This is a genomic window from Streptomyces venezuelae (genome assembly GCF_008642275.1).
Taxonomy (GTDB): Bacteria; Actinomycetota; Actinomycetes; order Streptomycetales; family Streptomycetaceae; genus Streptomyces; species Streptomyces venezuelae_E.
This window is the reverse complement of sequence record NZ_CP029189.1, coordinates 5,323,824-5,349,100: the sequence shown is the minus strand read 5'-3', so window position 1 is coordinate 5,349,100 and position 25,277 is coordinate 5,323,824. Positions and strand designations below refer to the sequence as shown.

Here is a 25,277-nt window from a genome sequence, read left to right as displayed (position 1 = left end):
AACTCCCTCGTTCATGAGTCTTCGCTGGTGAAAGCGGCGCGGCCGTACCAAAGGGTGCCCTCGCCGTACTTGCGCGACCGGAGCGGCTCGAAGCCCTCGGGCCACGGGAACGCACCGCTCCGGGTGCTGCGCTCCACGGTGACGAGCGCATCGTCCGTGATCCAGCCGTTGGACCGGAGTGTGAGGAGGATCTCCCGCAGGTCGGCGCTGTCCACGGCGTACGGCGGATCCAGGAAGACGACGTCGTACGGGTCCCCGGCGGCCCTGGCCGCCACGATCTGCTCGGCCTTGCCCGCACGGAACTCCGCGCCCGGCAGGCCGAGCGTGCGGATGTTGTCCCGGATCGCCTTGGCGGCCTTGGCGTCCGCCTCCACGAGCAGGGTGTGGGCGGCGCCCCGGGAGAGGGACTCCAGGCCGACGGCGCCGGAGCCGCCGTAGAGGTCGAGCACCCGGGCCCCTTCCACGCCGTGCAGCGACTCCCAGGTGGAGAAGAGGCCTTCGCGCATCCGGTCCGAGGTCGGCCGGGTGCCGGTGCCGGGGGGCACGGCCAGCCGTCGCCCGCGGGCACTGCCGGCGATCACGCGGGTCATCTGGGGTCCTTCGGTACGACGTCAGGGGCGCGCCCCGGCGCTGCCGCGGCACTCCAACGATAGGTCGTACCGCTCAGCCCTTCTCCAGGTACTGCTCGCGTTCGGTGTCGAGCAGGGCGTCCAGCGCGGTCTTCAGGCCCGGCAGGTGTTCCAGCGCGGGGTCCTCGGCGACGACGCGGGTGGCCTCCTCCCGGGCCTGGGCGATGACCTCCTCGTCCTCGATGACGGCGAGCATGCGCAGCGAGGAGCGGACTCCGGACTGGGCCTGGCCGAGGACGTCGCCTTCCCGGCGCTGTTCGAGGTCGATCCGGGAGAGCTCGAAGCCGTCGAGGGTGGCGGCGACGGCGGCGAGGCGGGCCCGGGCGGGGCTGGCCTCGTGCATCTCGCTGACCAGCAGGCACAGGCCGGGTGCGGAGCCGCGGCCGACGCGGCCGCGCAGCTGGTGGAGCTGGGAGACGCCGAACCGGTCCGCGTCCATGATCACCATGACGGTGGAATTCGGCACGTTCACCCCGACCTCGATGACGGTGGTGGCGACGAGCACCTTCACCTCGCCCGCGGCGAAGCGCCGCATGACGTCGTCCTTGTCGGCGGGGTCCATCCGGCCGTGCAGCACCTCCACCGACAGACCGGCGAGCGGGCCGCGCGTCAGCTGCTCGGCGATCTCCAGGACCGCCAGCGGGGGCCGTCTGTCCCCGTCCTCCTCGGCCGCCTTCTTCTTCTTGGGCTCGTCCTCGCCGTCGCCGATGCGCGGACACACCACGTAGGCCTGGTGACCCTTCTCCACTTCCTCGCGGACCCGTTCCCAGGCGCGGGAGAGGAAGTGCGGTTTGTCCTTCGAGGGCACCACATGCGTCGCGATCGGGGAGCGCCCGGCCGGCAGCTGGTCGAGGACGGAGGTCTCCAGGTCGCCGAAGACGGTCATGGCGACGGTGCGCGGGATCGGGGTCGCCGTCATCACCAGCAGGTGCGGGGGCTGCTTGCCCTTGGAGCGCAGCGCGTCGCGCTGCTCCACCCCGAAGCGGTGCTGTTCGTCCACGACGACCAGGCCGAGGTCGTGGAACTGCACCTTGTCCTCGATCAGCGCGTGCGTGCCGATCACGATGCCGGCCTCGCCGGTGACGAGGTCGAGCAGGGCCTGCCGGCGTGCGGGCATCCCCATCGACCCGGTGAGCAGCACCACCTTGGTGCCCTGGTCGGAGCCGCCGAGCATGCCTCCCTCGGCCAGCTCGCCCATCATCTCGGTGACGGAGCGGTGGTGCTGCTGGGCGAGCACCTCGGTGGGCGCGAGCATGGCCGCCTGCCCGCCGCTGTCCACGACGGCGAGCATGGCCCGCAGGGCGACCAGGGTCTTGCCCGAGCCGACCTCGCCCTGGAGGAGGCGGTGCATGGGATGTTCGGTGGCCAGGTCGTCGAAGATCTCCTTCGAGACGGTCTGCTGGCCCTGGGTGAGGGTGAAGGGCAGTTTCGCGTCGAAGGAGTCGAGCAGGCCGCCGGGGAGCGGGCGGCGGGGGACGGCCGGGAGCTGCGCGTCCGCGTGGCGGCGGCGGGCCAGGGCGACCTGGAGGACGAAGGCCTCGTCCCACTTCAGGCGCTGCCGGGCGTCCTCGATGTCGGCTTTGGTGCCCGGGCGGTGGATCTTCAGCAGGGCCTCGGTGAGCGGGACCAGGCCGCGGCCCTCGCGCAGGGCGGGCGGCAGCGGGTCCACGGCCTCCTGGGCGCTGGGCAGCACCGCGTCCAGGCACTTGGCGATCTTCCAGGACTCCAGCTTCGCGCAGGCCGGGTAGATCGGGATGAGCTGGTGGGCGAAGGCGGTCGCCGCGTCGCGGTCGGAGGCGTCGCCGCCGAGCGGCTCGTAGGCCGGGTGGGCGAGCTGGAGCCTGTGGTTGAACTTGGAGACCTTGCCGGCGAACATCGCGCGGCTGCCGGGCAGCAGGTCCTTGTGCGGCTTGTGGACGCCGGCGCCGAAGAAGACCAGCTGGAGGCGGCCGCTGCCGTCGGTGATGGTCACCTCCAGACGCTTGCCGCGGCCCCCGTTGAAGGTCAGGATCCGGGCGTCGGCGACCTGCGCGACGACGGTCACGTGCTCGTCGATCTGGTCGGCGAGCTCGGCGAGCGAGGTCAGCTCACCGCGCTCGGCGTACCGCCGGGGATAGTGGTGGAGCAGATCCAGGGCCGTGTGCAGGCCGAGCTGCTCGGCCAGCACCTTGGCGGTGGCGGGGCCGAGCGTCTTCTTGAGGTCTTCGTCGAGCGCGGGCACGTGTTCCATTGCACACCATGGCGCCGACAAGCCCGCTATTCCACCCCGACCAGGAGCGGGGCCGAGTACCGGCCGCCGCGGTAGGTGACGGTGTCCACGGCGAGATGGCCGGCCTGGACGTGGGCCTCCAGGCGCTCGGCGACGGCGTCCGGGACGTCGGGCCCCAGGACCAGCGTGACGAGTTCGCCGCCGGAGCCCAGCATCCGGTCCAGGACGGCCTCGGCGGTCTCGGCCAGGCCGGAGCCGATCACCGCGACGTCCCCGTCGATGAGGCCGAGCACGTCGCCGGCCTGGCAGATGCCGGCCGAGGTGAAGGACTGCCGTTCGGCGACGGCCAGTTCCCCGTACCGGGTGGCGCCGGCCGCCGCCGTCATGGCGACCACGTCCTCGTCGAAGGTGCCCTCCGGGTCGTGCACGGCGAGGGCGGCGAGGCCCTGGACCGCGGAACGGGTGGGGATGACGGCCACCCGTACGCCCTCGGCGCGGGCCTGTTCGGCCGCCGCGGCCGCGGCGGCGCGCAGTTCGGCGCCGCCCGGCAGCAGCACCACCTCGCGGGCGTGCGCGCGGCGTACGGCGTCCAGCAGTTCGGCGGCGGCCGGCGTCTCCCCGGGGCGCACGAGCACGGTGGTCGCCCCGGCCTCCCCGCAGAGCCCGGCCAGGCCCTCGCCGGGCACGACGGCGACCACGGCCCGCTGGGCGCGCTCGCCCCTCCCCCGGCGGCGTTCGTCCCCGAAGTGGGTGATCCGTATCCGGTAGGGCCGTCCGGCCACGACTCCGGCCTCCACGGCCGCGCCGGGGTCGTCGACGTGGACGTGGACGTTCCACAGTCCGTCGCCGCCGACCACGACCAGTGAGTCGCCGAGCCGGTCGAGGCGTTCGCGCAGTTCGCCGACGGCCGCCTCGGAGGCCTCCAAGAGGTAGATCACCTCGTACGCGGGCCCGTCCTCCTCCTGCGCGCAGGGGTCCGGTGACTGCGGTACGGGCACCGCGCGGCCGCGTACCGGTTCGGCGGCCGGCTCCTCGCCGGACAGCGTCTGCCACAGGGCGCCGAAGACGGCGACCAGTCCGCAGCCCCCGGCGTCGACCACCCCGGCCCGGCCGAGGGCGGCGAGCTGTCCGGGGGTCTCGGCGAGGGCGGCGCGGGCCGCGTCGTAGGCGGCCCGGGCCACCTCGGCCGCGGTCCCGGCGGCGGCTCCGGCCGCCTCGCCGGCCCGGGCGGCGGCGCCGGCGACGGTGAGCATGGTGCCCTCCACCGGGTGCGCGACGGCCTCGTACGCCTCCTCCGCGGCCCGGGTGAGCGCGCTCGCCAGCAGCCCGCCCGAGCCGCCCTGTCCGCTCTGCCGCGCCCGCTCGGCGCCCTCGTCGCCGAGTACGTCGGCCACTCCGCGCAGCAGCTGCGCCAGGATCGTTCCGGAGTTCCCGCGTGCTCCCACCAGGGCTCCGTGCGCCCAGGCCCGTACGGCCTCGGCCAGGGAGGTCCGCCCTGTGCCGTCGGTCACCTCGGGGAAGGCCCCGGCCAGGCAGCGGTCGGCCGATTCCGCGGTGAGGTAGAGGTTGGTGCCGGTGTCGGCGTCGGCGACCGGGTAGACGTTGATCGCGTCGATGTCCTCGCGGGCCCGGCCCAGTGCGGCCAGGGCCAGCGAGCTCCAGGTGCGCACCGCTTCGGCGTCGAGCTCGTCGGGGGGCTGCGGCTGAGGCTCGTGCGCCACCGGGCGTTCCTCCTTGTGCGGGCCAGGGTTCACCGCAGGGTAACGAAGGACCGCCCGGGCGTCGGGACCGCGGGGCGGGGGCGGCGGCGGTCATGGTAGTTTTCTTGGACGGACGCAGTCGTTGTATGCTGCTCCGGTTGCCCGGCGAGAGTCGGGCCATTCCCCCGGCAAACCACTTCAGACCTCTGAATCCGGTGAGCCGGTTTCACTGTAATTGCATCTGAAGTCTTGGAGTGACCTGTGGCTGCCAACTGCGACGTTTGCGCCAAGGGGCCGAGCTTCGGCAACAACATCTCCCACTCGCACCGCCGCACCTCGCGTCGCTGGAACCCGAACATCCAGCGCGTCCGTGCCGTGGTCAATGGGACGCCGAAGCGCCTCAACGCCTGCACCTCGTGCATCAAGGCCGGCAAGGTCTCGCGCTGACGCCTCCCGTCGTAGCGCAGCCCTTTCCGGTTGCCAAAAAGGCCGGTTCACCTCTGGTGAACCGGCCTTTTGCCTTGCCCGGGCGCCCGGCTGGAGGATCGCCGGCCGGGCTGCCGCAGCGGGTTCAGCGCCACTGCCAGGCGTGATCCACCGGGCCGATGCCCCCGCCGAGCGCGAAGCCGGCGGCGAGGGCGCCCGTGACGTACTCCTTGGCCGCCGTGACGGCCTCCGGGACGGTCAGTCCCCTGGCCAGGCCCGCCGCGATCGCGCTGGCGAGGGTGCAGCCGGTGCCGTGGGTGTGCCGGTTGTCGTGACGCCGGGCGCGCAGCCACCGCTCCTCGGTGCCGTCGGTGAGCAGGTCCACCGCCTCGTGGCCGTGCGCCGCGAGGTGTCCGCCCTTGATCAGCGCCCATCGCGGCCCGTGGCCGAGGATCGCGTCGGCGGCCCGCCGCATGTCGTCCTCGGTCTCCACCACGACCCCAGTGAGCTGGGTCACCTCGTCCAGGTTGGGGGTGGCCACCGTGGCCCGCGGCAGCAGCTCCTTGCGTACGGCGTCCAGCGCCGAGGCGGCGAGCAGCGCGTCCCCGTGCTTGGAGACCCCGACGGGGTCCACGACGGCCGGGGCCCGGGTGTCCGCAAGCAGCGCGGCCACCGTCTCCACGAGGGCGGCGGAGGAGAGCATCCCGGTCTTCACCGCCTGGACCCCGATGTCGTCCACGACGGCCCGGTACTGGGCCGTGACGGCCTCGGCGGGCAGTTCCCAGACTCCCCGTACCCCGAGCGAGTTCTGTGCCGTCACGGCGGTCACCACGCTCATGCCGTGCACCCCGAGCGCCAGCATGGTCTTGAGGTCGGCCTGGATGCCCGCGCCGCCGCCGGAGTCGGATCCGGCAACGGTCAGGCACAGCGGCGGGGCGGTGCTCACAGGGTGCCGTCCTGGGCGGCCGGGTCGGCCCCGAAGTGGTCCCAGCCGCCGGTGCTCGTCCAGGGCGCGCCGTCGACGGTCACCTGGGGCAGCGCGGAGCGGTTGAGCACCTCGCCGATGACCTTCCAGCGGGCGGGGAGCTTCACGTCGGGCGGGAAGGTCGCCACGATCGCGTGGTCCTCTCCGCCGGTGAGGACCCACTGCAGCGGGTCCACGCCGACGGCCTGCCCGATGTCGTGCATCTGGGTCGGGATGTCGACGGCTGCCGAGCGCAGGTCGATCCGTACCTTGCTGGCGTCGGCGATGTGCCCGAGGTCGGCGATCAGGCCGTCGCTGACGTCGGTCATCGCGGTGGCGCCGAGTCCGGCGGCGGCGGGGCCCGCGTGGTACGGCGGCTCGGGGCGCCGGTGTGCCTCGACGAAGGCCCGCGGGGAGCGGAAGCCGCGCGAGAGCACGGCGAAGCCGGCCGCGGACCAGCCGAGCCAGCCGGTGACGGCGACGACGTCCCCGGGCTGGGCGCCGGAGCGCAGGACGGGTTCGTGGTTGCGCAGGTCGCCGAGGGCGGTGATGGCGACGGTGATGACGTCGCCGCGGACGACGTCGCCGCCGACCACGGCCGCGCCGGCGACCTGGCACTCGTCGCGGATGCCGTCCATGAGCTCCGTGGGCCAGGTGACCGGGAGTTCGGCGGGGACGACGAGGCCGAGGAGCAGCGCGGTCGGCACCGCGCCCATGGCGGCGATGTCGGCGAGGTTCTGCGCGGCGGCCTTGCGGCCGACGTCGTAGGCCGTGGACCAGTCGCGCCGGAAGTGCCGGCCTTCCAGCAGGATGTCGGTGCTCGCCACGACCCGCCGGTCGGGGGCGGACACCACCGCGGCGTCGTCGCCCGGTCCGAGCCGGACCGCCGGGGTGGTGGTGAGCCGTGAGGTGAGCTCCCTGATCAGCCCGAACTCCCCCAGCTCGCCGACAGTGCCCTTCATCGCTGTGCCCCTTCTTGCCCAGTCCGCTTGCGGTCGCGAGCCGTCTCAGCTCTGGGTACCGTCAACAGATACGTCAACTTCTGCTCTCCGTACGCCCCGCTGTGCGTGGCGCCGGGCCCCCGGGTCTCCCCGTGGCGCACGGCGACGCGGTACCGTGGCGTCCCTTCTTCCCCCGGCCCGTTCAATCGTGTGGGGCCCACCCGAAGGTTAGGGGAAATGATCCTCGTGGCCGCCCTGGAGGTTCCGTGGTACAGGCGTACATCCTTATCCAGACCGAAGTGGGCAAGGCGTCGTTCGTCGCCGAGTCCATCGGCCAGATCCCGGGGGTGATCCAGGCCGAAGACGTGACGGGCCCGTACGACGTGATCGTGCGCGCCCAGGCCGACACCGTGGACGACCTCGGACGCATGGTCGTCGCCAAGGTCCAGCAGGTGGAGGGGATCACCCGCACCTTGACCTGCCCGGTGGTCCATCTGTAGCCCCCGTCTACTCTTGGCCGGTGATGTCCCTCCACCACCGGCCACTGCGTGTCCGCGCCCTGTTCGCCCTGCCCGCCTCGATGGCCGTCCTGGCCGCCGCGGCGTGCTCCCCGGGCGGATCCGAAGCCCGGGTGGACCCTCCGCCCACGCCGCCCGCCTCCGTCGCGGGACTCTGTGCGGCACTGCACAAGGAGCTCCCGGAGACGGTGGCAGGCCTGGCGCGGACCAGGACCGAACCGGAGTCCGATCTGACCGCCGCGTGGGGTGGTTCGGCGATCGTACTGCGGTGCGGTATCCCCAAACCCCCCAAGATGCTCGATCCCAAGCAGGAGGGCGTCCACGTGAACGGAGTGGCCTGGCTGCTGGAGAAGCTCGACGAGGGTTCCGGCGGGGGGTTCCGGTTCACCACCGGGATGCGGCTGGCCTACACCGAGGTCCAGGTCGACAAGGAGCATGCCACGGACGCGGGGATGCTGGTCGGGCTGTCCACGGCCATCACCGCGACCGTGCCCGAGGGCATCTCCTCGTACTGAGGGCGCGGGCTCCGCGCACCGGGCAGACCGCCGCCCGCCGACCGCCTTCGCAGGCGGTCGGCGGGCGGTCGGTTTTCCGGGCGGCTGTCAGCGCAGGCCGGTGGAGCGGCGCAGGGCCGCCTGGATCAGGCTGTCCACCAGCTCCGGGTACTCGATGCCCGTCTTCTGCCACATCAGCGGGTACATGGAGATCGGGGTGAAGCCCGGCATCGTGTTGATCTCGTTGATGACGAAGCTGCCGTCCTCGGTGAGGAAGAAGTCGGCGCGCACCAGCCCTTCGCAGGACGCGGCCTCGAAGGCCTCGATCGCGAGGCGCTGCACCTCGGCGGTCTGCTCCGGGGTGAGCGGGGCGGGCACGATCCCGGAGGCGGAGTCGATGTACTTCGCCTCGAAGTCGTAGAAGTCGTGGCTGGACACCGGCGGGATCTCGGCCGGGACGCTCGCGCGCGGCCCGTCCTCGAACTCCAGGACGCCGCACTCGATCTCGCGGCCGCGCAGCAGCGCCTCCACGATGATCTTCGGGTCGTGGCGCCGGGCTTCCTTGACCGCGGCGTCCAGGCCGGAGGCGTCGTCGACCTTGGTGATGCCGATGGAGGAGCCGGCCCGGGCGGGCTTGATGAACAGCGGCCAGCCGTGTTCGGCGGCGAAGTCCAGGATCCTGCCCGTGGCGGCGTCCCGGTCGGTCTCCCACTCGCGGGGCCGGATGGTCACGTACGGGCCGACGCTCAGCCCGAAGGAGGTGAACACCCGCTTCATGTAGTCCTTGTCCTGGCCGACGGCCGAGGCGAGGACACCGGAACCGACGTACGGGATGCCGGAGAGCTCCAGGAGGCCCTGGAGGGTGCCGTCCTCGCCGTACGGGCCGTGCAGTACGGGGAAGACGACGTCGACCTCGCCCAGGGCCTTGGGGACGGCGCCCGGCTCGGTGTAGACGACCTGGCGGCTGGCCGGGTCGACCGAGAGCACGACGGCGCCGTCCTCGGAGTCGGCGAGCTCCTCGACACTCGGGAGCTTGCGGTCGGCGATGGCCATCCGCTCGGGCTCGTCGGCGGTCAGCGCCCATCGGCCGTCCGTGGTGATGCCGATGGGCAGCACCTCGTACTTGGAGCGGTCGATGGAGCGCAGCACGGCGCCCGCCGTGACGACCGAGATGGCGTGTTCCGAGCTGCGGCCGCCGAACACGACGGCCACGCGGGGCTTGCGGCCCTGCTGCTCAGGGGTCTGGGGGAGGTTCTCGCTGCTCATATCGGCATGAGAGTACCCGCTCAGACGTGCGGAATGGAGTCAGCGACGTTCCGGTTTGGCGCTGCGGCCCATCAGGTCCTTGAGCGCGACCAGGGTCGGCTTGCCGTGGTGGACGATGTCCACCACCGTGTCGGTGATCGGCATGTCCACCCCGTGGCGGCGGGCCAGATCCGCCACCGACTGGCAGGACTTGACCCCTTCGGCGGTCTGCCTGGTGACCGCGATGGTCTCCTCCAGGGTCATCCCGCGGCCGAGGTTGGTGCCGAAGGTGTGGTTCCGGGAGAGCGGCGAGGAGCAGGTGGCGACCAGGTCGCCGAGGCCCGCGAGGCCGGAGAAGGTGAGCGGGTCGGCGCCCAGCGCCACGCCGAGGCGGGTCGCTTCGGCGAGTCCGCGGGTGATGAGCGAGCCCTTGGTGTTGTCGCCCAGGCCCATGCCGTCCGCGATGCCGACGGCGAGGCCGATGACGTTCTTGACGGCGCCGCCGAGCTCGCAGCCGGTGACGTCGGTGCTCGTGTACGGGCGGAAATACGGCGTGTGGCAGGCGGCCTGGAGGCGCTGGGCCACGCTCTCGTCCACACAGGCGACGACGGAGGCGGCGGGCTGGCGGGCGGCGATCTCGGCGGCCAGGTTGGGGCCGGTGACCACGGCGATGCGCTCGGCGGGGACCTTGGCCACCTCCTCGATGACCTCGCTCATCCGCTTGGCGCTGCCGAGTTCGATGCCCTTCATCAGGGAGACGAGCACCGTGTCGGGGGCCAGCAGGGGCGTCCACGCGGCGAGGTTCTCGCGCAGGGTCTGGGACGGGATGGCGAGGACGGTGAAGTCCGCGCCGGCCGCGGCCTCGGCCGGGTCGGTGGTGGCCCGGAGGTTCGCGGGGAGTTCGACGCCGGGGAAGTAGTCCGGGTTGGTCCGGCCGGTGTTGATGGCGTCGACCACCTCCTGGCGGCGGCCCCACAGCGTCACCTCGCAGCCGGCGTCGGCGAGGACGATGGCGAAGGCCGTGCCCCAGGAGCCTGTTCCGAAGACGGTCGCCTTCACGGGACGTGTCACTTGTTGCCCTCCCCTGCGGCCTTGCGCCGCTGCTGCGCCCTGGCGTTGCGATGGTCGTACGGCTGCTCGGGCGCGGTCTCGCCGCGCACCTCCTCCAGCAGCGCGGTGATGGCCGCCATGATGACCTCGGTGGCCTCCCGCAGGACCTCCGGGGTGGGTTCGCGGTCGTAGAAGGCGGAGAGTTCCACCGGTGGTCCGGCGAGCACCTGGAGGGTCTTGCGCGGGAAGAGCCGGACCTTGTTCTCCTTGGCGTAGGGCGGCATCGCGAGGTTCGCGCCCCACTGGGCCACGGGGATGACGGGCGCCCTGGTGATCAGGGCCACGCGGGCGGCGCCGGTCTTGCCGGCCATCGGCCACATGTCGGGGTCGCGGGTGAGGGTGCCCTCCGGGTAGAAGGCCACGCATTCGCCCCGCTCGATGGCGTCCACGGCGGCCCGGAACGCGTCCAGGGCGTTGGTGGACTCCCGGTAGACGGGGATCTGTCCGCTGCCGCGCAGGATCGCCCCGACGACGGGGACCTTGAAGAGGGCGGCCTTGGCGAGCAACCGGGGCACCCGGCCGGTGTTGTACTGGAAGTGCGCGTACGAGAGCGGGTCCAGATACGAGTTGTGATTGACGGCGGTGATAAAGCCGCCCTCGGCCGGAATGTGCTCCATTCCCTGCCAGTCCCGCTTGAAGAGCACTACCAGCGGCGGTTTTGCGATGACCGCAGCCAGGCGGTACCAGAAGCCGATTCTGCGGCGGGACACTCGGACACCTTCCTCTAGGACCGGTGCGCGGCTTGGGCACCTCGTCGGCCGGACAAGTGTCACCCCACGCCCGGTCTCTGTCGAGAACACCGTACGCCCCGCTCACCCCGCCGGACTCCCGGGTTGCCCGGGCTGAGGCGACAATGGGCCGACACATGACCCGGCCGTGACCTGACCATGGCCGAAGGACGTGCCGGAGCGCACCGGAGGGAAGGGGTCCGTCACGAACGCCGTCTGGAGTCTGGTGGTCCCGCTGAAGCCTCTGGCGTTGGCGAAGAGCCGTCTCGCGCGGTCGGTGGGCGCCTCCCGTCCGGGCCTCGCCCTGGCCTTCGCCCAGGACACCGTCGCGGGGGCGCTGGCCTGCGCCGCGGTCGCGGATGTGGTGGTCGTCACGGACGACGCCGCGGCGGGTGCGGAACTGGCGCGGCTGGGGGCGCGGATCGTCCCGGACGTCCCGGCGGCCGGGCTCAACGCGGCCCTGGACCACGGGGCGCGGGCGGTGCGGTCGGGGCGGCCGGGCGCCGCGCTGGCGGCACTGAACGCCGATCTTCCGGCACTGCGGCCCCTGGAATTGCAACGCGTGCTCGAAAACGCTTCGGTATTTCCACGGGCATTTCTGGCCGATGCGGCCGGAATCGGGACGACACTTCTTTCCGCCGCGCCGGACGCGGAATTGGCACCTTCCTTCGGCGGGCCGTCACGGGCCCGGCATTCCGCCTCGGGGGCGGTGGAAATCGCCCTGCCGGACGTCGACAGCGTGCGCCGGGACGTGGACACGGCGGCGGATCTGCGTACCGCGCTCGCCCTCGGCGTGGGGCGCCACACCGCCCGATACAGTGCCCGTATGCAGGCGACCGCGTACACGTACGACTCCCAGACCCGCAGCGGCAGCGTGCTGCTGGACGACGGCACTCCGGTGCCCTTCGAGGCCCCGGCCTTCGACGCGGGCGGCCTGCGGCTGCTGCGGCCCGGGCAGCGGGTCCGGATCGAGACGGACGGCGCGGGCGCGAGCCTGCGGATCACCCTGGTGACGCTGCAGACCTTCTGAAGGCACGCCCGAAGGCGCCGGGGACCCGTCGCCGGCGCGCCGAACGCACCGCGGGCCGGCTCCCCCACACGGGGAAAGCCGGCCCGGCCTGTGTGACGCGTGCCCCTACTTCTTGCGGGCGGTGGTCTTCTTCGCGGTGGCCTTGCGCGTCGCCGTCTTCTTGGCGGGCGCCTTCGTCGCTGCGGTGACCTTCTTGGCCGCCGGCGCGGTCTTCTTCGCCGCGGCGGTGGTCTTCTTCGCGGCGGGCGTGGCCTTCTTCGCCGTGGTGGTGGTCTTCTTGGCGGCCGCGGTGGCCTTCTTCGCCGTGGCGGTGCTCTTCACCGCCGCCTTCTTGGCGGTCGCCGTGGCCTTCTTCGCCACGACCTTCTTTGCGACCGTGGTCTTTGCCGCGGCCTTCTTGGCAGTGGTGGCCTTCTTCGCGGCGGCCTTCTTCACCGTCGCGGACGCTCCGCCCGTGAGGCTGCCCTTGGGCGCCTTCTTCACGGACACCTCGCCGCCCTTGGGGAGCTTCTTGGTGCCGCTGACCAGGTCTTTGAAGCCCTGGCCGGCACGGAAGCGGGGCACGGAGGTCTTCTTGACCCGGACGCGCTCACCCGTCTGCGGGTTGCGGGCGTAACGGGCCGGACGGTCGACCTTCTCGAACGAGCCGAAGCCCGTGACCGAGACCCGGTCGCCCGCGACGGTAGCGCGGACGATCGCGTCCAGTACCGCGTCGACAGCGTCCGCGGCCTGCTGGCGGCCGCCCAGCTTGTCGGCAATCGCTTCTACGAGCTGCGCCTTGTTCACGTCTTCCCCTTCGGAGACTTCGCCAGAACGAATGTGTTCAAGCTTATTTCGCACGTTAGGCGGATATATACCGCAAATCAAACACGAAACGGGCTAATCACCCTAGTGCCGCAACGCTGGAGGCCGTTACGGAGTTCCTTCGCATCAGTCGCCTTCAGGGAATCGACCCTCGTCGAGGTCCTTCATCAACCTGTCCAGGCGCCTTGCCGCATCGGCGAGATCATGCTTCGCCGCGGCAGTGACGACCAACAGCTTCCGGGACAGCGCCATCCTTACGCCCTCCGGGACTTGCAGTGAGCGCACCCGTGTGTGTGCTTCTTTCAGCCGGTCCGCGACGAGTTCGTAGAGCTCGAGTTGACTGTCGCGTTCCATGCACAGATTGTGCCATCTGGGGCGAGTTGTCGCCTCACGGGGCCTCAACAAACGACTGTGCCCCCCGCCGGAGGGCGGGGGGCACGGTGTTGTCGACGTGATCACCCAAGGGTGAATAAGCGCTGATCAGGCTGTAATCAGGCCTGAATCGTGCGCGGCTTGAAGGTGGGTCGGGCGCTTTCGTACGCGTCGATGTCCGCTTCGTTCTGAAGGGTGAGCGAGATGTCGTCCAGGCCCTCCAGCAGACGCCAGCGGGCGTTGTCGTCGAGCTCGAACTCCGCGACGACGCCTTCCGCTCGCACCTGGCGGTCGACCAGGTCGACCGTGATCTCGGCGGTCGGGTCGGCCTCCGTCAGCTTCCACAGCTGCTCGACGGTCTCCTGCGGCAGGACGACGGTCAGCAGGCCGTTCTTCAGGGAGTTCCCGCGGAAGATGTCGGCGAAGCGGGAGGAGATGACCGTCTTGAAGCCGAAGTTCTGCAGGGCCCAGACGGCGTGCTCGCGCGAGGAACCCGTACCGAAGTCGGGGCCCGCGACCAGGACGGTCGCGCCGGCGCGCTCCGGGCGGTTCGTGACGAACTCCGGGTCCTTGCGCCAGGCCTCGAAGAGCCCGTCCTCGAACCCGTCGCGGGTGATCTTCTTCAGCCAGTGGGCCGGGATGATCTGGTCGGTGTCGACGTTGCTGCGGCGCAGCGGGACGGCCCGGCCGGTGTGGGTGGTGAAGGCTTCCATGGTTCAGACTCCGGCGGTCGCGTCGGCGGCGGACAGGTCGGCGGGCGAGGCCAGATGGCCCAGCACCGCGGTGGCGGCGGCCACCTGCGGGGAGACCAGGTGGGTGCGCCCGCCCTTGCCCTGTCGGCCCTCGAAGTTGCGGTTGGAGGTGGACGCGGAGCGTTCACCGGGCGCCAGTTGGTCGGGGTTCATGCCCAGGCACATCGAACAGCCCGCGTGCCGCCACTCGGCGCCGGCCTCCTTGAAGACCTTGTCCAGGCCCTCTTCCACGGCCTGCAGGGCGACCCGGACCGAGCCCGGGACGACCAGCATCCGTACTCCGTCGGCGACTTTGCGGCCCTCCACGATGCCGGCGACCGCACGCAGGTCCTCGATGCGGCCGTTGGTGCAGGAACCTACGAAGACGGTGTCGACCTTGATGTCCCGCAGCGGCTGTCCGGCGGTCAACCCCATGTACTCCAGGGCCTTTTCGGCGGCCAGGCGCTCCGAAGCGTCCTCGTACGAAGCCGGGTCGGGGACCGCGGCCGACAGCGGCGCGCCCTGGCCCGGGTTGGTGCCCCAGGTGACGAAGGGGGACAGCGCGGCGCCGTCGATGACGACCTCGGCGTCGAAGACCGCGTCGTCGTCCGTGCGCAGGGTCTTCCAGTACTCGACCGCCGCGTCCCAGTCCTTGCCCGCGGGGGCGTGGTCGCGGCCCTGCAGGTAGTCGAAGGTGGTCTGGTCGGGGGCGATCATGCCCGCGCGGGCACCGGCCTCGATCGACATGTTGCAGATGGTCATGCGGGCTTCCATCGACAGCTTCTCGATGGCCTCGCCGCGGTACTCCAGGATGTAGCCCTGGCCGCCGCCGGTGCCGATCCTCGCGATGATCGCCAGGATCAGGTCCTTCGCGGTGACGCCCTCGGCCAGGGCGCCGGTGACGGTGATCGCCATCGTCTTCGGGCGGGCCAGCGGCAGCGTCTGGGTGGCCAGCACGTGCTCGACCTGGCTGGTGCCGATGCCGAAGGCCAGCGCACCGAAGGCGCCGTGCGTGGAGGTGTGCGAGTCGCCGCAGACCACGGTGGTGCCGGGCTGGGTCAGACCCAGCTGCGGTCCCACGACGTGGACGACGCCCTGCTCGACGTCGCCCAGCGAGTGCAGGCGCACACCGAACTCGGCGCAGTTCGCCCGCAGCGTCTCCAGCTGGGCCCGGGAGACCGGGTCGGCGATGGGCTTGTCGATGTCGATGGTGGGGGTGTTGTGGTCCTCGGTCGCGATGGTGAGGTCGAGGCGTCGGACCTTGCGGCCGGCCTGACGCAGTCCTTCGAAGGCCTGCGGGCTGGTCACCTCGTGCAGCAGGTGCAGATCGATGAAGAGGAGGTCGGGCTCGCCTTCGGCGCGCCGGACGACATGGTCGTCCCAGACCTTCTCCGCGAGTGTCCTACCCATCGCTTTCCCTCCGGCCGGCCGGTTGTGCCGGCGCTTCATAGAGATCTCGTGCGCCGTGCCGTCCGTACCCCACGTCCCGGACGACGGCTCGGACCCAGTGGTTCGTGGACCCGCACATACAGACTCGCTGGTTCTTGGAAAAATTGAACTTGCGTTTCACAGTGTGAGACGCGAATATCGTTTCATGGACAACTCTAGCGGCGTCGGCGTTCTCGACAAGGCAGCTCTGGTATTGAGCGCACTGGAGTCCGGTCCGGCCACCCTCGCCGGGCTGGTCGCGGCGACAGGGCTCGCACGACCCACGGCACATCGCCTCGCCGTGGCACTGGAACACCACCGGATGGTGGCGAGGGACATGCAGGGCCGGTTCATCCTCGGACCGCGGCTGGCGGAGCTCGCCGCCGCGGCCGGCGAGGACCGTCTGCTGGCCACGGCGGGACCGGTACTCACCCACCTCCGTGACGTGACGGGAGAGAGCGCGCAGCTCTACCGCCGTCAGGGAGACATGCGCATCTGCGTGGCGGCCGCGGAGCGGCTGTCGGGTCTGCGGGACACCGTCCCGGTGGGCTCGACCCTTCCGATGAAGGCCGGTTCGGCCGCGCAGATCCTGATGGCCTGGGAGGAGCCCGAGCGGCTCCACCGCGGCCTCCAGGGCGCGCGCTTCACGGCGACGGCGCTCTCGGGCGTACGGCGCCGCGGCTGGGCTCAGTCGATCGGCGAGCGGGAGCCCGGCGTGGCCTCCGTCTCGGCGCCGGTGCGCGGGCCGTCGAACCGCGTGGTGGCCTCCGTGTCGGTCTCCGGGCCGATCGAGCGGCTGACCCGCCACCCGGGCCGGATGCACGCGCAGGCCGTCATCGACGCGGCCGCACGGCTCACGGAGGCGCTGCGCCGCTCCGGCTGACCCCTTCCGGGCCCCAGGGGCCCCTTCCCCCGCCCGCTCTCCGGGCCCGGGGGCGCGTACGACGCCGCACACGTCCTGACACGCGCCTTCGGGCCCGTACTCATCGGTGCACCGGCACCGAACGCGAAAGAGGCCCTCCGCGATGAACGCGGAGGGCCTCTTCGATGCGTACCCCCGACCGGATTCGAACCGGCGCTACCGCCTTGAGAGGGCGGCGTGCTAGGCCGCTACACAACGGGGGCTAGCTGGTGCTGCTGTTACTGCGCTGGGCTACCAGGACTCGAACCTAGAATAAGGGAACCAGAAACCCTCGTGTTGCCAATTACACTATAGCCCAAAGTGGTCTAGACCAGACCAACAGTACCCCCGACCGGATTCGAACCGGCGCTACCGCCTTGAGAGGGCGGCGTGCTAGGCCGCTACACAACGGGGGCCCTAGCGATCCTGCTTCGAGACGTCCGGGTGCGACCCAGGAAATCTCGCGGGAAGGATCTGTACCCCCGACCGGATTCGAACCGGCGCTACCGCCTTGAGAGGGCGGCGTGCTAGGCCGCTACACAACGGGGGCAAAGCACTGCGTTACTGCTGCACTGCGCTGGGGTACCAGGACTCGAACCTAGAATAAGGGAACCAGAAACCCTCGTGTTGCCAATTACACTATACCCCACCAAAAGTCAACCCCTTGCGGGGTCTTTTCTTCGGGTGGCGCCTCCGTCCGGCCTTTCGGCCCGCTCCGGCGGCGCAGAAAGAACATTACCGGATGCCTGACCGTGCTCCAAAACGGGTATCCAGGGCCAGCAGCTGCGGGAGCTGGTCAAGGGCCTCGATGCGGTGCGCGCCGTCGGGTCCGGGGCCCCGGCCGCCCTCCCGGTCGATCCACACGGCCGTCAGGCCTGCGTCGCGCGCTCCCCGGGCGTCGATCTCCGGCTGGTCCCCCACGTACGCCACCTCGCCGGGCGGCAGCCCGAGCGCCTCGCACGCGGCCAGGAAGGCCCCGGCCTCGGGCTTGCTGATCCCGAGTTCGACGGCGCAGACCAGCACCTCGAAGCGTTCGCGCAGCCCGAGGTCGCGCAGCTTCGGATCCTGGTTGGCGAGGGAGGAGTTGGAGAGCACCCCGTGCCGGTAGTCGGCCGCCAGGGCGTCGAGGGCGGGCACCACGTCGGGGAAGAGCGCCCAGCCGCACTTGTAGTGCTCCACGTACTGGTCGAACCAGGCGTCGGCCTCGTCCGCGGTCATGCCGGGCTGCTCCAGGAACTCCCGTACCCGCTCCTGCCGCTGCCCCTGGAAGGTGCCCACACCGGCCGCGAAGCGCGCCCAGTGCCGGTCGGTGATCTCCCGCCACCGCGCGAGCGCCTGCGCGGGGGTCCCGTACCGGTCGGCCAGGCCCGTGGCCTCCACCTGTCGCGCCAGCCCGGCGGCATCGGCCCCCGTGTAGTCGAAAAGAGTGTCGTCGATGTCCCACAGCACGGCGCGGATCGGCATACGCCCGAGCCTACGCCGCGGGCACCAGCCTCGTGGGTACGACCAGGAAGTCCGTCACGAAACAGGTGACCCGGCCCTCGGCGTCACGCCCGATCCAGGTCGGGTAGCAGCCGTCGCCCCACCCGGAGGTGAAGCCCACGAGGGTGTGACCGTCCTGTCCCTCCGCCAGGAAGACGTCCGGGCCTTCGCCGGCGCCCTCCATGGCGGCCCACACCGCGCCCTCCTCGTTCTCGGTGCCGGGGAAGGAGCCGTCGGCGGCAGCGTCGTAGAAACAGCCGGTGCCGGCATCCACGCCGTAGCCGTAGAACTCGTCCTCGCCGAGGGCGGCGGGGTCCTGGCCTTCCTCGACGACCATCTCCCAGTGCGCGGTCGGGGTGTCGCGGATCACCAGCCGCGCGGCGGCGACCCGGGTGTGCGGGCGGGGTCCCTGCGGGACGCCGGGGCGCACCAGCGTGGCGATCGCGGCTTCCGCCCGGTACCGGCCCGGTTCCACCACGACGCTGAACGGCTCGACCTCGTCCTGCCCGAGGCTGACGAAGGGGTCGCAGGCGACGACCCGCCCCGTGGGCATGGTCACGTCGCCGATGACGACCGGGGCGAGGGTCCCCGTGATGCCGTCCTCGTAGGCGAAGGCGGAGCCCGGGGTGAAGTGCCAGGCGTAGTCGGGCGGGGTCATGGGCACGGGGGCCTCCGGGGTGCGGGAGCGAGCGGTGATCGTTCTCCCGGAGCCTAGGGTTCCCCTCTGACAACGCCGCAGGGGGCGGTGACCGGCCGTTGCGGTCACCGCCCCCTGCGGGACGTACGTCGAGAGCTACGCGGCGAGCCGGGCCAGCGCCGCGTCAATGCGGGCCAGCGAGCGCTCCTTGCCCAGGATCTCCAGGGACTCGAAGAGCGGGAGGCCGACCGTGCGGCCGGTCACGGCCACGCGGACCGGGGCCTGGGCCTTGCCGAGCTTGAGGCCGTGGGCCTCACCGGCGGTCAGGACGGCCTGCTTGAGGGACTCGGGGTCGCTCCAGTCGGCCGTGTCCAGGTGGGCGCGGGCGCTGGTCAGCAGGGCCGCGGGCTCGCCCTTCATCGCCTTGTCCCAGGACTGCTGGTCCTCGACCGGCTCCTTCAGGAACAGGAAGTCGACGTTGGCCGTGATGTCCGACAGGACGGTCACCCGGGTCTGGGCGTGCGGGGCGATCCGTGCCCAGGCCTCGGCGTCGAAGTCCTCGGGGGCCCAGTTGGCGTGCGGGGCCTGCAGCCACGGGGCGCAGGCGTCCGCGAAGGCCTTCGGGTCCAGCAGGCGGATGTGGTCGCCGTTGATGGACTCGGCCTTCTTCAGGTCGAAGCGGGCCGGGTTGGCGTTCACGCCGTCGATGTCGAACTTCTGGACCATCTCCTCGATCGAGAAGACGTCCTGGTCCTTGGAGAAGGACCAGCCGAGGAGCGAGAGGTAGTTCAGCAGGCCCTCGGGGAGGAAGCCGCGCTCGCGGTACAGGTTGAGCGAGGCCTCGGGGTCGCGCTTGGAGAGCTTCTTGTTGCCCTCGCCCATCACGTACGGCAGGTGGCCGAAGGCGGGGGTGCTCTTGGCGACGCCCAGCTCGATCAGCGCCGCGTAGAGGGCGATCTGGCGGGGGGTGGAGGACAGCAGGTCCTCGCCGCGCAGGACGTGCGTGATCTCCATCAGCGCGTCGTCGACCGGGTTGACCAGCGTGTAGAGCGGGGCGCCGTTGGCCCGGACGATGCCGAAGTCCGGCACGTTCTCCGGGGTGAAGGTCAGCTCGCCGCGGACGAGGTCGGTGAAGGTGATCGGCTCGTCGGGCATCCGGAAGCGGACGATCGCCGGGCGGTGCTCGCCCTGGTACGCCTCCACCTGCACGGGGGTGAGCTCGCGGCAGTGGCCGTCGTAGCCGGAGGGCTTGCCGGCGGCGCGGGCGGCCGCACGGCGCGCGTCGAGCTCCTCGGTGGAGCAGTAGCAGTGGTACGCGTAACCGCCGTCGAGCAGCTTCTTCGCGACGTCCGCGTAGATGTCCATGCGCTCGGACTGGCGGTACGGGGCGTGCGGGCCGCCGACCTCGGGGCCCTCGTCCCAGGTGAAGCCGAGCCAGCGCAGCGAGGCGAGCAGCTGGTCGTAGGACTCCTCGGAGTCGCGGGCCGCGTCGGTGTCCTCGATCCGGAAGACGAACGTGCCGCCGTGGTGGCGGGCGAACGCCCAGTTGAAGAGTGCGGTCCGGACCAGGCCCACGTGGGGGTTGCCGGTCGGGGAGGGACAGAAACGTACGCGGACAGGTCCGTTAACCACGCTTGATCACCTTGTTGGTGAGAGTGCCGATGCCTTCGATGGTGACGGCGACCTCGTCGCCGACGTTGAGGGGGCCGACTCCGGCCGGGGTCCCCGTGAGGATGACGTCCCCGGGCAGCAGCGTCATGGCCTCGGAGATGTGGACGACCAGTTCCTCGATGGAGCGGACCATGTCACTGGTGCGGCCGAGCTGGCGTTGTTCGCCGTTGACCGTGCACTGGATGGTCAGGTCGCCCGGGTCCAGGTCGGTCTCGATCCAGGGGCCGAGGGGGCAGGCACTGTCGAAGCCCTTGGCCCGGGCCCACTGCTTCTCCCGCTGCTGGACGTCGCGCGCGGTGACGTCGTTGGCGCAGGTGTAGCCGAGGATGACGTCCTTGACGCGTTCCTTGGGGACCTCGCGGCACATGCGGCCGATGACCACGGCGAGCTCCGCCTCGTGGTGGAGGTCCTGGGAGAAGGAGGGGTACGTGATCGGATCACCGGGGCCGACCACCGAGGTGGACGGCTTGAAGAAGGTGATCGGCGCGTCCGGAACCTCGTTCCCGAGCTCCGCCGCGTGCTCCGCGTAGTTGCGGCCGATGGCCACGACCTTGTTCGGGAGCACGGGCGGCAGCAGCCGGACCTTGCTCAGCGGCACCTTCGTGCCCGAGAGCTCGAAGTCCGCGAACGGGATGCCCTTGATGATGTCGAGCACGAGCGTCGCTTCGTCGCCGGGGGCGGTGCTGCCCTCGACCGCGCCGAACGCGACGTTGCCGTCGATCGAGAACCTGGCGATGCGCACCTGTTGCGTCTGCCCCTCTGTATTTCCGCTGGCTGGAGTCTGCGGACTCCAGGCTAACGCGGCGGGCAGCGGCGCTTCACGTTCCTTTACGGGGTGGCTACTCCGCGGCGGCGGCGACCGGCACGTTCATCAGGACGGTGCGGCGCGGGTTCGCGGTCTGCGTCGGCAGCTCGACGGCGTGCTCCGGGGTGGCCGGTGCCGCCTGCAGTTCCTCGGCGTCCTTGAGGTGCGCGAGGGTCGTGCGGCGGGGGTTGGCTATGTTGCGGAACATCGTCGTCGTCTTCATCGGAGTTCGGGGTCCTCTGGTTCGATCCGGGGGGTCGGTTGTCGCACGCACCAGCCCTGGCGCCAACCCTTTAAGTGGCAAGGCTAAACATCTGAATCCCCCGGCGAACCAGGAAGTAATGGCCACGGCTATGTGAGTTTGCTCACCCTTGACCCGGCATTACCGGCATATTGGACAGCCAACTCCACCCCCTGAAACGGACATTGCGCCACTGAATGCGCCATTCCGCTCCTGATCATCTCGACTGGGACACCTTGACAGCCGCGTTGTTTAGTTGGCGTAAGTCCGGTTTCTACCGAATGCAGTCGCACATCGTGTAGCCCGTCTGTCACAAGCCGTAACCGACTCTCCGGGCCGACGCTCGCACCTTGTTGGAGATCCTCCACTGTGCTGGAATTCGCGGGACCGCCGCGGGAATGAGCCGGCGCGCAGGTGGCGCGACACCGCGCCGAGCGCGGTGGCAAAGAGAGGAAGACGCGCCGGTCACCGACGACCACCATGGGGCGGCAAGTGCCCCACGACTCGACACCGTCCCACCGGTCGCCCGGCGGGACGCCTGGTCCAGAGGTTGCGACGCTAGTGCAGGGACGATTCAAGAGGGATGGCAGCGCTGCGGCGGAGCAGGAGCCGCGCGGCGGGACCGACCGTGGCTCCTCGCCCCAGCACGCCCAGAACCGCGGGCCGGCTGTCGAAGGCGCAGGCCCCGACACCTCCGCCGCGGTGAAGGCGAAGGGCCGTGGGAAGTCCGTGAAGGCCAGGGTCAAGGCGAAAGCCGGACCCGCCGCGCCTGCCGGACCGGCTGAGCAGGACGCGGCGATACCGAAGGCCCCCAGTGGGCCCGGTTCTCGTCTCGCCATGCAGAACTGGCGCATCAGCACGCGACTGGTGTCGCTGCTGACCCTGCCGGTCGTCGCCGCCACCACACTCGGTGGTTTCCGTATCAACGACTCGCTCAACGACATCGCGCAGCTGGAGCACATGCAGCTGCTGACGACGATGACGCGACAGGCCACCAACCTGGCCGCCATGCTCCAGGAGGAGCGCGACCTCTCCGCGGGTCCGCTCTCCCTCTCCAGGGGCAAGACGACCAGCAGTGTCGACGTCGTCCGCCAGCAGACCGACACCGCCGCGAAGGCCTTCGCCGCCGCCACCGACAAGGTCGACAGCACGGGCGCGAAGGACGACACGCTCAGGTCGATCCGCAACAACGTCCTGCAGATCGGCCGTCAGCTCACCAACATCGAGACGATCCGCACCCGGGCGTACGTCAACGGCGCCCAGCAGACCGTCAGTGAGTACAACGCGGTCATCGTCTCGCTGCTCTCGCTCTCCCAGGACATGGCGCAGGCCACCTCCAACCCGGAGATGATCAAGCGTACCCGCGCCCTGGCGGCGTTCTCGGCCGCCAAGGAGTACGCCTCCATCCAGCGCGCGATCATCGCCGCCTCGCTCCCCGACACCAATGAGCGCCAGGGTGAGCTGAAGGAGAACGACCGGCTGTACGCCCTCTCCGCGCAGAAGGGCGAGCAGCAGGCGAAGACGACCTTCGGACTCGTCTACCAGGGCCGGACCGAGGAGCTCCTCGCGGGTCTGGGCGACAGCAACTCCGAGATCTCCACCGCCGACGGCTACGCCCGCCGTGTGCTGGCCAGCCAGGACGCGTTCCTCCGGGAGAAGAACCGCTCCTGGCTCGACTGGTACGACGCCGACGGCACCAAGCTCCAGGCCATGAAGGTCATCGAGCTGACCCTGCTCGAAGAGATGGAGCAGAAGGCCCGTGAGCTGAAGAACGAGGCCCAGCAGGACGCCATCATCAACGGTGCCCTGATCCTCCTCGTCCTCGGTGTCTCCCTCGTCGGCGCCTTCGTCATGGCCCGCTCGATGATCCGCTCGCTGCGCCGTCTGCAGGACACGGCGACGCGCGTCGCCCAGGACCGCCTGCCCGAGCTCGTCAAGCAGCTCTCCGAGTCCGACCCGCAGGACGTGGACACGTCCGTGGAGTCGGTCGGTGTGCACACCCGCGACGAGATCGGCCAGGTGGCCGCGGCATTCGACGACGTGCACCGCGAGGCCGTCCGACTCGCCGCCGAGCAGGCCCTCCTGCGAGGCAACGTCAACGCGATGTTCACCAACCTCTCGCGCCGCTCGCAGGGCCTCATCCAGCGTCAGCTCTCGCTCATCTCCGAGCTGGAGTCGCGCGAGGCCGACCCGGACCAGCTGTCCTCGCTCTTCAAGCTCGACCACCTCGCGACCCGCATGCGCCGTAACGGCGAAAACCTCCTCGTCCTCGCGGGCGAGGAGCCGGGCCGCCGGTGGACCCGCCCCGTCCCGCTGGTCGACGTGCTCCGTGCCGCCGCCTCCGAGGTGGAGCAGTACGAGCGTGTCGAGCTGGCCTCGGTGCCCGGCACCGATGTCGCCGGCCGCGTGGTCAACGACCTCGTGCACGTCCTCGCCGAGCTGCTGGAGAACGCCACGTCGTTCTCCTCCCCGCAGACCAAGGTCAAGGTCACCGGTCACGCGCTACCCGACGGCCGTGTGCTCGTCGAGATCCACGACACGGGTATCGGCCTCTCCCCCGAGGACCTCGCCGCGATCAACGAGCGGCTCGCGTCGCCGCCGACCGTGGACGTCTCGGTCTCCCGCCGCATGGGTCTGTTCGTGGTCGGCCGCCTGTCCCTGCGACACGGCATCCGTATCCAGCTGCGCCCCTCCGACTCGGGTGGTACGACGGCCCTCGTCATGCTGCCGGTGGACGTCGCCCAGGGCGGCAAGAAGCCGGCTCCGATGCCGGGCCAGGGTGGTCAGGGCGGCCCCGGTGGCGCCCCGGGTGGTCCCGGTGCGCAGGGTGCCGTGGGTGGCCCGGCCGCACGTCCGTCCGTGGGCTCCGGCCCGCAGCGCGGTCAGGTCGCCGGTGGTGGCCAGCGGGCCGCTCTGCCGGGTCGCGACGGCGGCGCCGGCCAGCGTCCGCAGGGTCCGCAGGGCGGTCGCCCGCAGCAGGGTGGTCCCGGTGCTCCCGGTGGCCGCCCGCAGCAGGGTCCGACCACCGCGGGCCAGGGCCAGGGTGCCTTCGGTTCCGGTGCGCCGCTGCCGGCCCGTGGTCCGGTCCCCAGCGCCGGGTTCGGCGGTGGCCCGCAGGCCCGTCCGGCTTCCGGTCCGACCGGATACCCGCAGGGCAACGGCTTCGAGCGGCCCCAGCAGCCGCAACAGCCGCAGCAGCAGCAGCAGTCCCAGCAGCCGGCCGCGCCCGCGGCACCGGCTTCGAAGGGCCCCCGGCCGCAGCTGCCGCCGCGCGGTGGCGCTCCCCGTGCGGAGCTCCCCGGCCCGCAGACCACCAGCTGGGGCAGCGACCAGGCGCGCGGTCACGACGAGCTCTCGGGCCCCGGCTCGACGGCCGAGTTCGCCCGCCCGGACTTCAACGCCCCGGCGCCCCAGGCGGACGGCGGCAACAGCACGACCGGACAGTTCGAGCGTCCGGACGTGCGGGGCACCGTGAACCCGTCCACCACCGGCCAGTTCGAGCGCCCGGGCTTCCAGCCCCAGCGTCCCGGCGGCCCGGGTGTCGGCGGCTACGCCCCGCAGCAGCCCCAGGCTCAGGCTCCGCAGGCCGGCAACGGGTACGCCCCCGCCCCGTCCGCGCGCCCCGAGACCCCGCGGCTGCCGCAGGCCCACCGGCCGGAGGCACTGCCCCCGGCCCAGAGCTCCGGCGAGGCCCGCAGCCCGATCTTCGACACCCTGGAGTCGAACTGGTTCCGCGAGGAGGGGCAGCAGCCCCCCGCGCAGGGACCGGGCACGGCGATCCCCCAGCAGGGCCAGCAGTCGCAGCAGCCCGCTCCGGCGGCCCCGCAGCAGCAGCCGCTGCCGCAGCGCGGCCAGGAGCAGGCGGCCGAGCCCGCCGCCACGGCGACCGGCGCGATGCCGACGGTCAGCTGGAAGTCCTCGCCGAACGACGAGCTGATGCGGCAGGCGGAGCGCGTACGTCAGCCCGCCGCCGGCGGCATCACGACCTCGGGGCTGCCCCGCCGGGTCCCGCGGGCGAACCTCGTGGCCGGCACCGCGCAGCAGCAGGCCGAGGCGCAGGCGGGTCCGCAGGTCTCGCGGGCGCCGGACGACGTCCGCGGCCGTCTGACCAACCTCCGACGCGGTATCCAGCAGGGCCGTCAGGCCGGCAACAACGGACCGGCGACCGGCAGTTACCACATCGACCCCACTTACCAGCAGGAGCGTTAGTT

22 protein-coding genes, 5 tRNA genes and 1 pseudogene are annotated in these 25,277 nt (G+C 71.3%); 6 read left to right on the top strand and 22 right to left on the bottom strand.

Translation table 11 applies throughout. From position 1 onward, the window contains the following. Nucleotides 1-11: 11 nt before the first annotated feature. The 3 genes from rsmD to DEJ51_RS23995 all read right to left on the bottom strand — a co-directional run bounded on the left by rsmD (nucleotide 12) and on the right by DEJ51_RS23995 (nucleotide 4,559). Nucleotides 12-590 carry a 16S rRNA (guanine(966)-N(2))-methyltransferase RsmD gene (gene rsmD, locus DEJ51_RS24005; RefSeq protein WP_150259688.1) on the bottom strand — a complete coding sequence of 193 codons (579 nt, stop codon included), beginning with the start codon at nucleotides 588-590 and terminating at the stop codon, nucleotides 12-14. 73 nt (nucleotides 591-663) lie between these two features. Next, entirely contained in the window at nucleotides 664-2,859 is a 2,196-nt protein-coding gene (gene recG / locus DEJ51_RS24000) for an ATP-dependent DNA helicase RecG (protein ID WP_150259686.1), read from the bottom strand. Between the two features lie 26 nt (nucleotides 2,860-2,885). Continuing rightward, entirely contained in the window at nucleotides 2,886-4,559 is a 1,674-nt protein-coding gene (locus DEJ51_RS23995) for a DAK2 domain-containing protein (RefSeq protein ID WP_150259684.1), read from the bottom strand. A 240-nt stretch (nucleotides 4,560-4,799) separates the two neighbouring features. Here DEJ51_RS23995 and rpmB point away from each other — a divergent pair, with 240 nt between their 5' ends. Beyond that, complete coding sequence (gene rpmB, locus DEJ51_RS23990) at nucleotides 4,800-4,985, top strand: 50S ribosomal protein L28 (RefSeq protein ID WP_007266795.1); 186 nt, start codon at nucleotides 4,800-4,802, stop codon at nucleotides 4,983-4,985. Between the two features lie 124 nt (nucleotides 4,986-5,109). Here rpmB and thiD read toward each other — a convergent pair whose 3' ends face one another. Beyond that, nucleotides 5,110-5,910: a bifunctional hydroxymethylpyrimidine kinase/phosphomethylpyrimidine kinase gene (thiD, locus tag DEJ51_RS23985; RefSeq protein WP_150259682.1), complete on the bottom strand. Its 801-nt coding sequence runs from the start codon at nucleotides 5,908-5,910 to the stop codon at nucleotides 5,110-5,112. Further along, nucleotides 5,907-6,890: a thiamine-phosphate kinase gene (locus DEJ51_RS23980; protein WP_150259680.1), complete on the bottom strand. Its 984-nt coding sequence runs from the start codon at nucleotides 6,888-6,890 to the stop codon at nucleotides 5,907-5,909. Before DEJ51_RS23980 ends, thiD begins: the two co-directional genes overlap by 4 nt. A 245-nt stretch (nucleotides 6,891-7,135) precedes the next feature. Here DEJ51_RS23980 and DEJ51_RS23975 point away from each other — a divergent pair, with 245 nt between their 5' ends. After that, complete coding sequence (locus DEJ51_RS23975; RefSeq protein ID WP_030011290.1) at nucleotides 7,136-7,369, top strand: Lrp/AsnC family transcriptional regulator; 234 nt, start codon at nucleotides 7,136-7,138, stop codon at nucleotides 7,367-7,369. A gap of 23 nt (nucleotides 7,370-7,392) precedes the next feature. Beyond that, on the top strand, nucleotides 7,393-7,902 hold the full coding sequence (locus tag DEJ51_RS23970) for a DUF3515 domain-containing protein (RefSeq protein ID WP_150262109.1): 510 nt from the start codon (nucleotides 7,393-7,395) through the stop codon (nucleotides 7,900-7,902). 87 nt (nucleotides 7,903-7,989) lie between these two features. On the opposite strand, the gene DEJ51_RS23965 is transcribed toward DEJ51_RS23970, so the two are convergent. The 3 genes from DEJ51_RS23965 to DEJ51_RS23955 are packed head-to-tail and all read right to left on the bottom strand — an operon-like array spanning nucleotide 7,990 to nucleotide 10,946. Then, on the bottom strand, nucleotides 7,990-9,147 hold the full coding sequence (locus DEJ51_RS23965) for a D-alanine--D-alanine ligase family protein (protein ID WP_150259678.1): 1,158 nt from the start codon (nucleotides 9,145-9,147) through the stop codon (nucleotides 7,990-7,992). 39 nt (nucleotides 9,148-9,186) lie between these two features. After that, nucleotides 9,187-10,197, bottom strand: a complete 1,011-nt coding sequence (locus DEJ51_RS23960; protein ID WP_150259676.1) for an NAD(P)H-dependent glycerol-3-phosphate dehydrogenase — start codon at nucleotides 10,195-10,197, stop codon at nucleotides 9,187-9,189. Further along, entirely contained in the window at nucleotides 10,194-10,946 is a 753-nt protein-coding gene (locus DEJ51_RS23955; RefSeq protein WP_150259674.1) for a lysophospholipid acyltransferase family protein, read from the bottom strand. Before DEJ51_RS23955 ends, DEJ51_RS23960 begins: the two co-directional genes overlap by 4 nt. A gap of 190 nt (nucleotides 10,947-11,136) precedes the next feature. Here DEJ51_RS23955 and cofC point away from each other — a divergent pair. Next, nucleotides 11,137-11,787: pseudogene (gene cofC, locus DEJ51_RS23950) on the top strand (2-phospho-L-lactate guanylyltransferase); the annotation flags it as partial. A 312-nt stretch (nucleotides 11,788-12,099) separates the two neighbouring features. On the opposite strand, the gene DEJ51_RS23945 reads toward cofC, so the two are convergent. The 4 genes from DEJ51_RS23945 to leuC all read right to left on the bottom strand — a co-directional run bounded on the left by DEJ51_RS23945 (nucleotide 12,100) and on the right by leuC (nucleotide 15,311). After that, complete coding sequence (locus DEJ51_RS23945) at nucleotides 12,100-12,780, bottom strand: HU family DNA-binding protein (RefSeq protein WP_150259670.1); 681 nt, start codon at nucleotides 12,778-12,780, stop codon at nucleotides 12,100-12,102. A 144-nt stretch (nucleotides 12,781-12,924) separates the two neighbouring features. Further along, entirely contained in the window at nucleotides 12,925-13,152 is a 228-nt protein-coding gene (locus tag DEJ51_RS23940; RefSeq protein ID WP_030009267.1) for a hypothetical protein, read from the bottom strand. Between the two features lie 137 nt (nucleotides 13,153-13,289). Next, nucleotides 13,290-13,883 (bottom strand): 3-isopropylmalate dehydratase small subunit, encoded by a 594-nt coding sequence (gene leuD, locus DEJ51_RS23935; protein WP_150259668.1) that lies wholly within the window; start codon nucleotides 13,881-13,883, stop codon nucleotides 13,290-13,292. A gap of 3 nt (nucleotides 13,884-13,886) precedes the next feature. Beyond that, nucleotides 13,887-15,311: a 3-isopropylmalate dehydratase large subunit gene (gene leuC / locus DEJ51_RS23930; protein ID WP_150259666.1), complete on the bottom strand. Its 1,425-nt coding sequence runs from the start codon at nucleotides 15,309-15,311 to the stop codon at nucleotides 13,887-13,889. 184 nt (nucleotides 15,312-15,495) lie between these two features. On the opposite strand from leuC, the gene ndgR reads away from it, so the two are divergent. Further along, complete coding sequence (ndgR, locus tag DEJ51_RS23925) at nucleotides 15,496-16,212, top strand: IclR family transcriptional regulator NdgR (protein ID WP_007266782.1); 717 nt, start codon at nucleotides 15,496-15,498, stop codon at nucleotides 16,210-16,212. 169 nt (nucleotides 16,213-16,381) lie between these two features. Here ndgR and DEJ51_RS23920 read toward each other — a convergent pair. From DEJ51_RS23920 to DEJ51_RS23875, 10 genes are all read right to left on the bottom strand, one after another. Continuing rightward, nucleotides 16,382-16,454: transfer RNA gene (locus tag DEJ51_RS23920), tRNA-Glu, on the bottom strand. Between the two features lie 23 nt (nucleotides 16,455-16,477). Next, nucleotides 16,478-16,549, bottom strand: a tRNA-Gln gene (locus DEJ51_RS23915). A gap of 24 nt (nucleotides 16,550-16,573) precedes the next feature. Further along, a tRNA-Glu gene (locus tag DEJ51_RS23910) sits at nucleotides 16,574-16,646 on the bottom strand. A gap of 61 nt (nucleotides 16,647-16,707) precedes the next feature. Continuing rightward, nucleotides 16,708-16,780, bottom strand: a tRNA-Glu gene (locus DEJ51_RS23905). 27 nt (nucleotides 16,781-16,807) lie between these two features. Then, nucleotides 16,808-16,879: transfer RNA gene (locus tag DEJ51_RS23900), tRNA-Gln, on the bottom strand. 86 nt (nucleotides 16,880-16,965) lie between these two features. After that, nucleotides 16,966-17,694, bottom strand: a complete 729-nt coding sequence (locus tag DEJ51_RS23895; protein WP_150259664.1) for an HAD family hydrolase — start codon at nucleotides 17,692-17,694, stop codon at nucleotides 16,966-16,968. A gap of 10 nt (nucleotides 17,695-17,704) precedes the next feature. Then, on the bottom strand, nucleotides 17,705-18,376 hold the full coding sequence (locus DEJ51_RS23890; RefSeq protein WP_150259662.1) for a DUF4241 domain-containing protein: 672 nt from the start codon (nucleotides 18,374-18,376) through the stop codon (nucleotides 17,705-17,707). Between the two features lie 129 nt (nucleotides 18,377-18,505). Then, a complete protein-coding gene (gene gltX, locus DEJ51_RS23885) occupies nucleotides 18,506-19,981 on the bottom strand; it encodes a glutamate--tRNA ligase (protein WP_150259660.1) in 1,476 nt (491 codons plus the stop codon). Next, complete coding sequence (locus DEJ51_RS23880) at nucleotides 19,974-20,762, bottom strand: fumarylacetoacetate hydrolase family protein (protein ID WP_150259658.1); 789 nt, start codon at nucleotides 20,760-20,762, stop codon at nucleotides 19,974-19,976. The genes gltX and DEJ51_RS23880 overlap by 8 nt, the downstream gene beginning before the upstream one ends. A gap of 97 nt (nucleotides 20,763-20,859) precedes the next feature. Next, entirely contained in the window at nucleotides 20,860-21,048 is a 189-nt protein-coding gene (locus tag DEJ51_RS23875) for a hypothetical protein (RefSeq protein ID WP_150259656.1), read from the bottom strand. A 579-nt stretch (nucleotides 21,049-21,627) separates the two neighbouring features. Between DEJ51_RS23875 and DEJ51_RS23870 the strand changes: the two genes are divergently transcribed. Next, on the top strand, nucleotides 21,628-25,275 hold the full coding sequence (locus DEJ51_RS23870; protein WP_150259654.1) for a nitrate- and nitrite sensing domain-containing protein: 3,648 nt from the start codon (nucleotides 21,628-21,630) through the stop codon (nucleotides 25,273-25,275). Nucleotides 25,276-25,277 lie beyond the last annotated feature (2 nt).

Bases quoted from the DNA above. Each gene is read 5' to 3' on its own strand.
- DEJ51_RS23980 (WP_150259680.1), bottom strand. From the start codon at position 6,890: ATGAAGGGCACTGTCGGCGAGCTGGGGGAGTTCGGGCTGATCAGGGAG.
- ndgR (WP_007266782.1), top strand. From the start codon at position 15,496: ATGGACAACTCTAGCGGCGTCGGCGTTCTCGACAAGGCAGCTCTGGTA.
- DEJ51_RS23965 (WP_150259678.1), bottom strand. From the start codon at position 9,147: ATGAGCAGCGAGAACCTCCCCCAGACCCCTGAGCAGCAGGGCCGCAAG.
- leuD (WP_150259668.1), bottom strand. From the start codon at position 13,883: ATGGAAGCCTTCACCACCCACACCGGCCGGGCCGTCCCGCTGCGCCGC.
- DEJ51_RS23875 (WP_150259656.1), bottom strand. From the start codon at position 21,048: ATGAAGACGACGACGATGTTCCGCAACATAGCCAACCCCCGCCGCACG.
- DEJ51_RS23895 (WP_150259664.1), bottom strand. From the start codon at position 17,694: ATGCCGATCCGCGCCGTGCTGTGGGACATCGACGACACTCTTTTCGAC.
- rsmD (WP_150259688.1), bottom strand. From the start codon at position 590: ATGACCCGCGTGATCGCCGGCAGTGCCCGCGGGCGACGGCTGGCCGTG.
- leuC (WP_150259666.1), bottom strand. From the start codon at position 15,311: ATGGGTAGGACACTCGCGGAGAAGGTCTGGGACGACCATGTCGTCCGG.
- recG (WP_150259686.1), bottom strand. From the start codon at position 2,859: ATGGAACACGTGCCCGCGCTCGACGAAGACCTCAAGAAGACGCTCGGC.
- DEJ51_RS23940 (WP_030009267.1), bottom strand. From the start codon at position 13,152: ATGGAACGCGACAGTCAACTCGAGCTCTACGAACTCGTCGCGGACCGG.
- DEJ51_RS23970 (WP_150262109.1), top strand. From the start codon at position 7,393: ATGTCCCTCCACCACCGGCCACTGCGTGTCCGCGCCCTGTTCGCCCTG.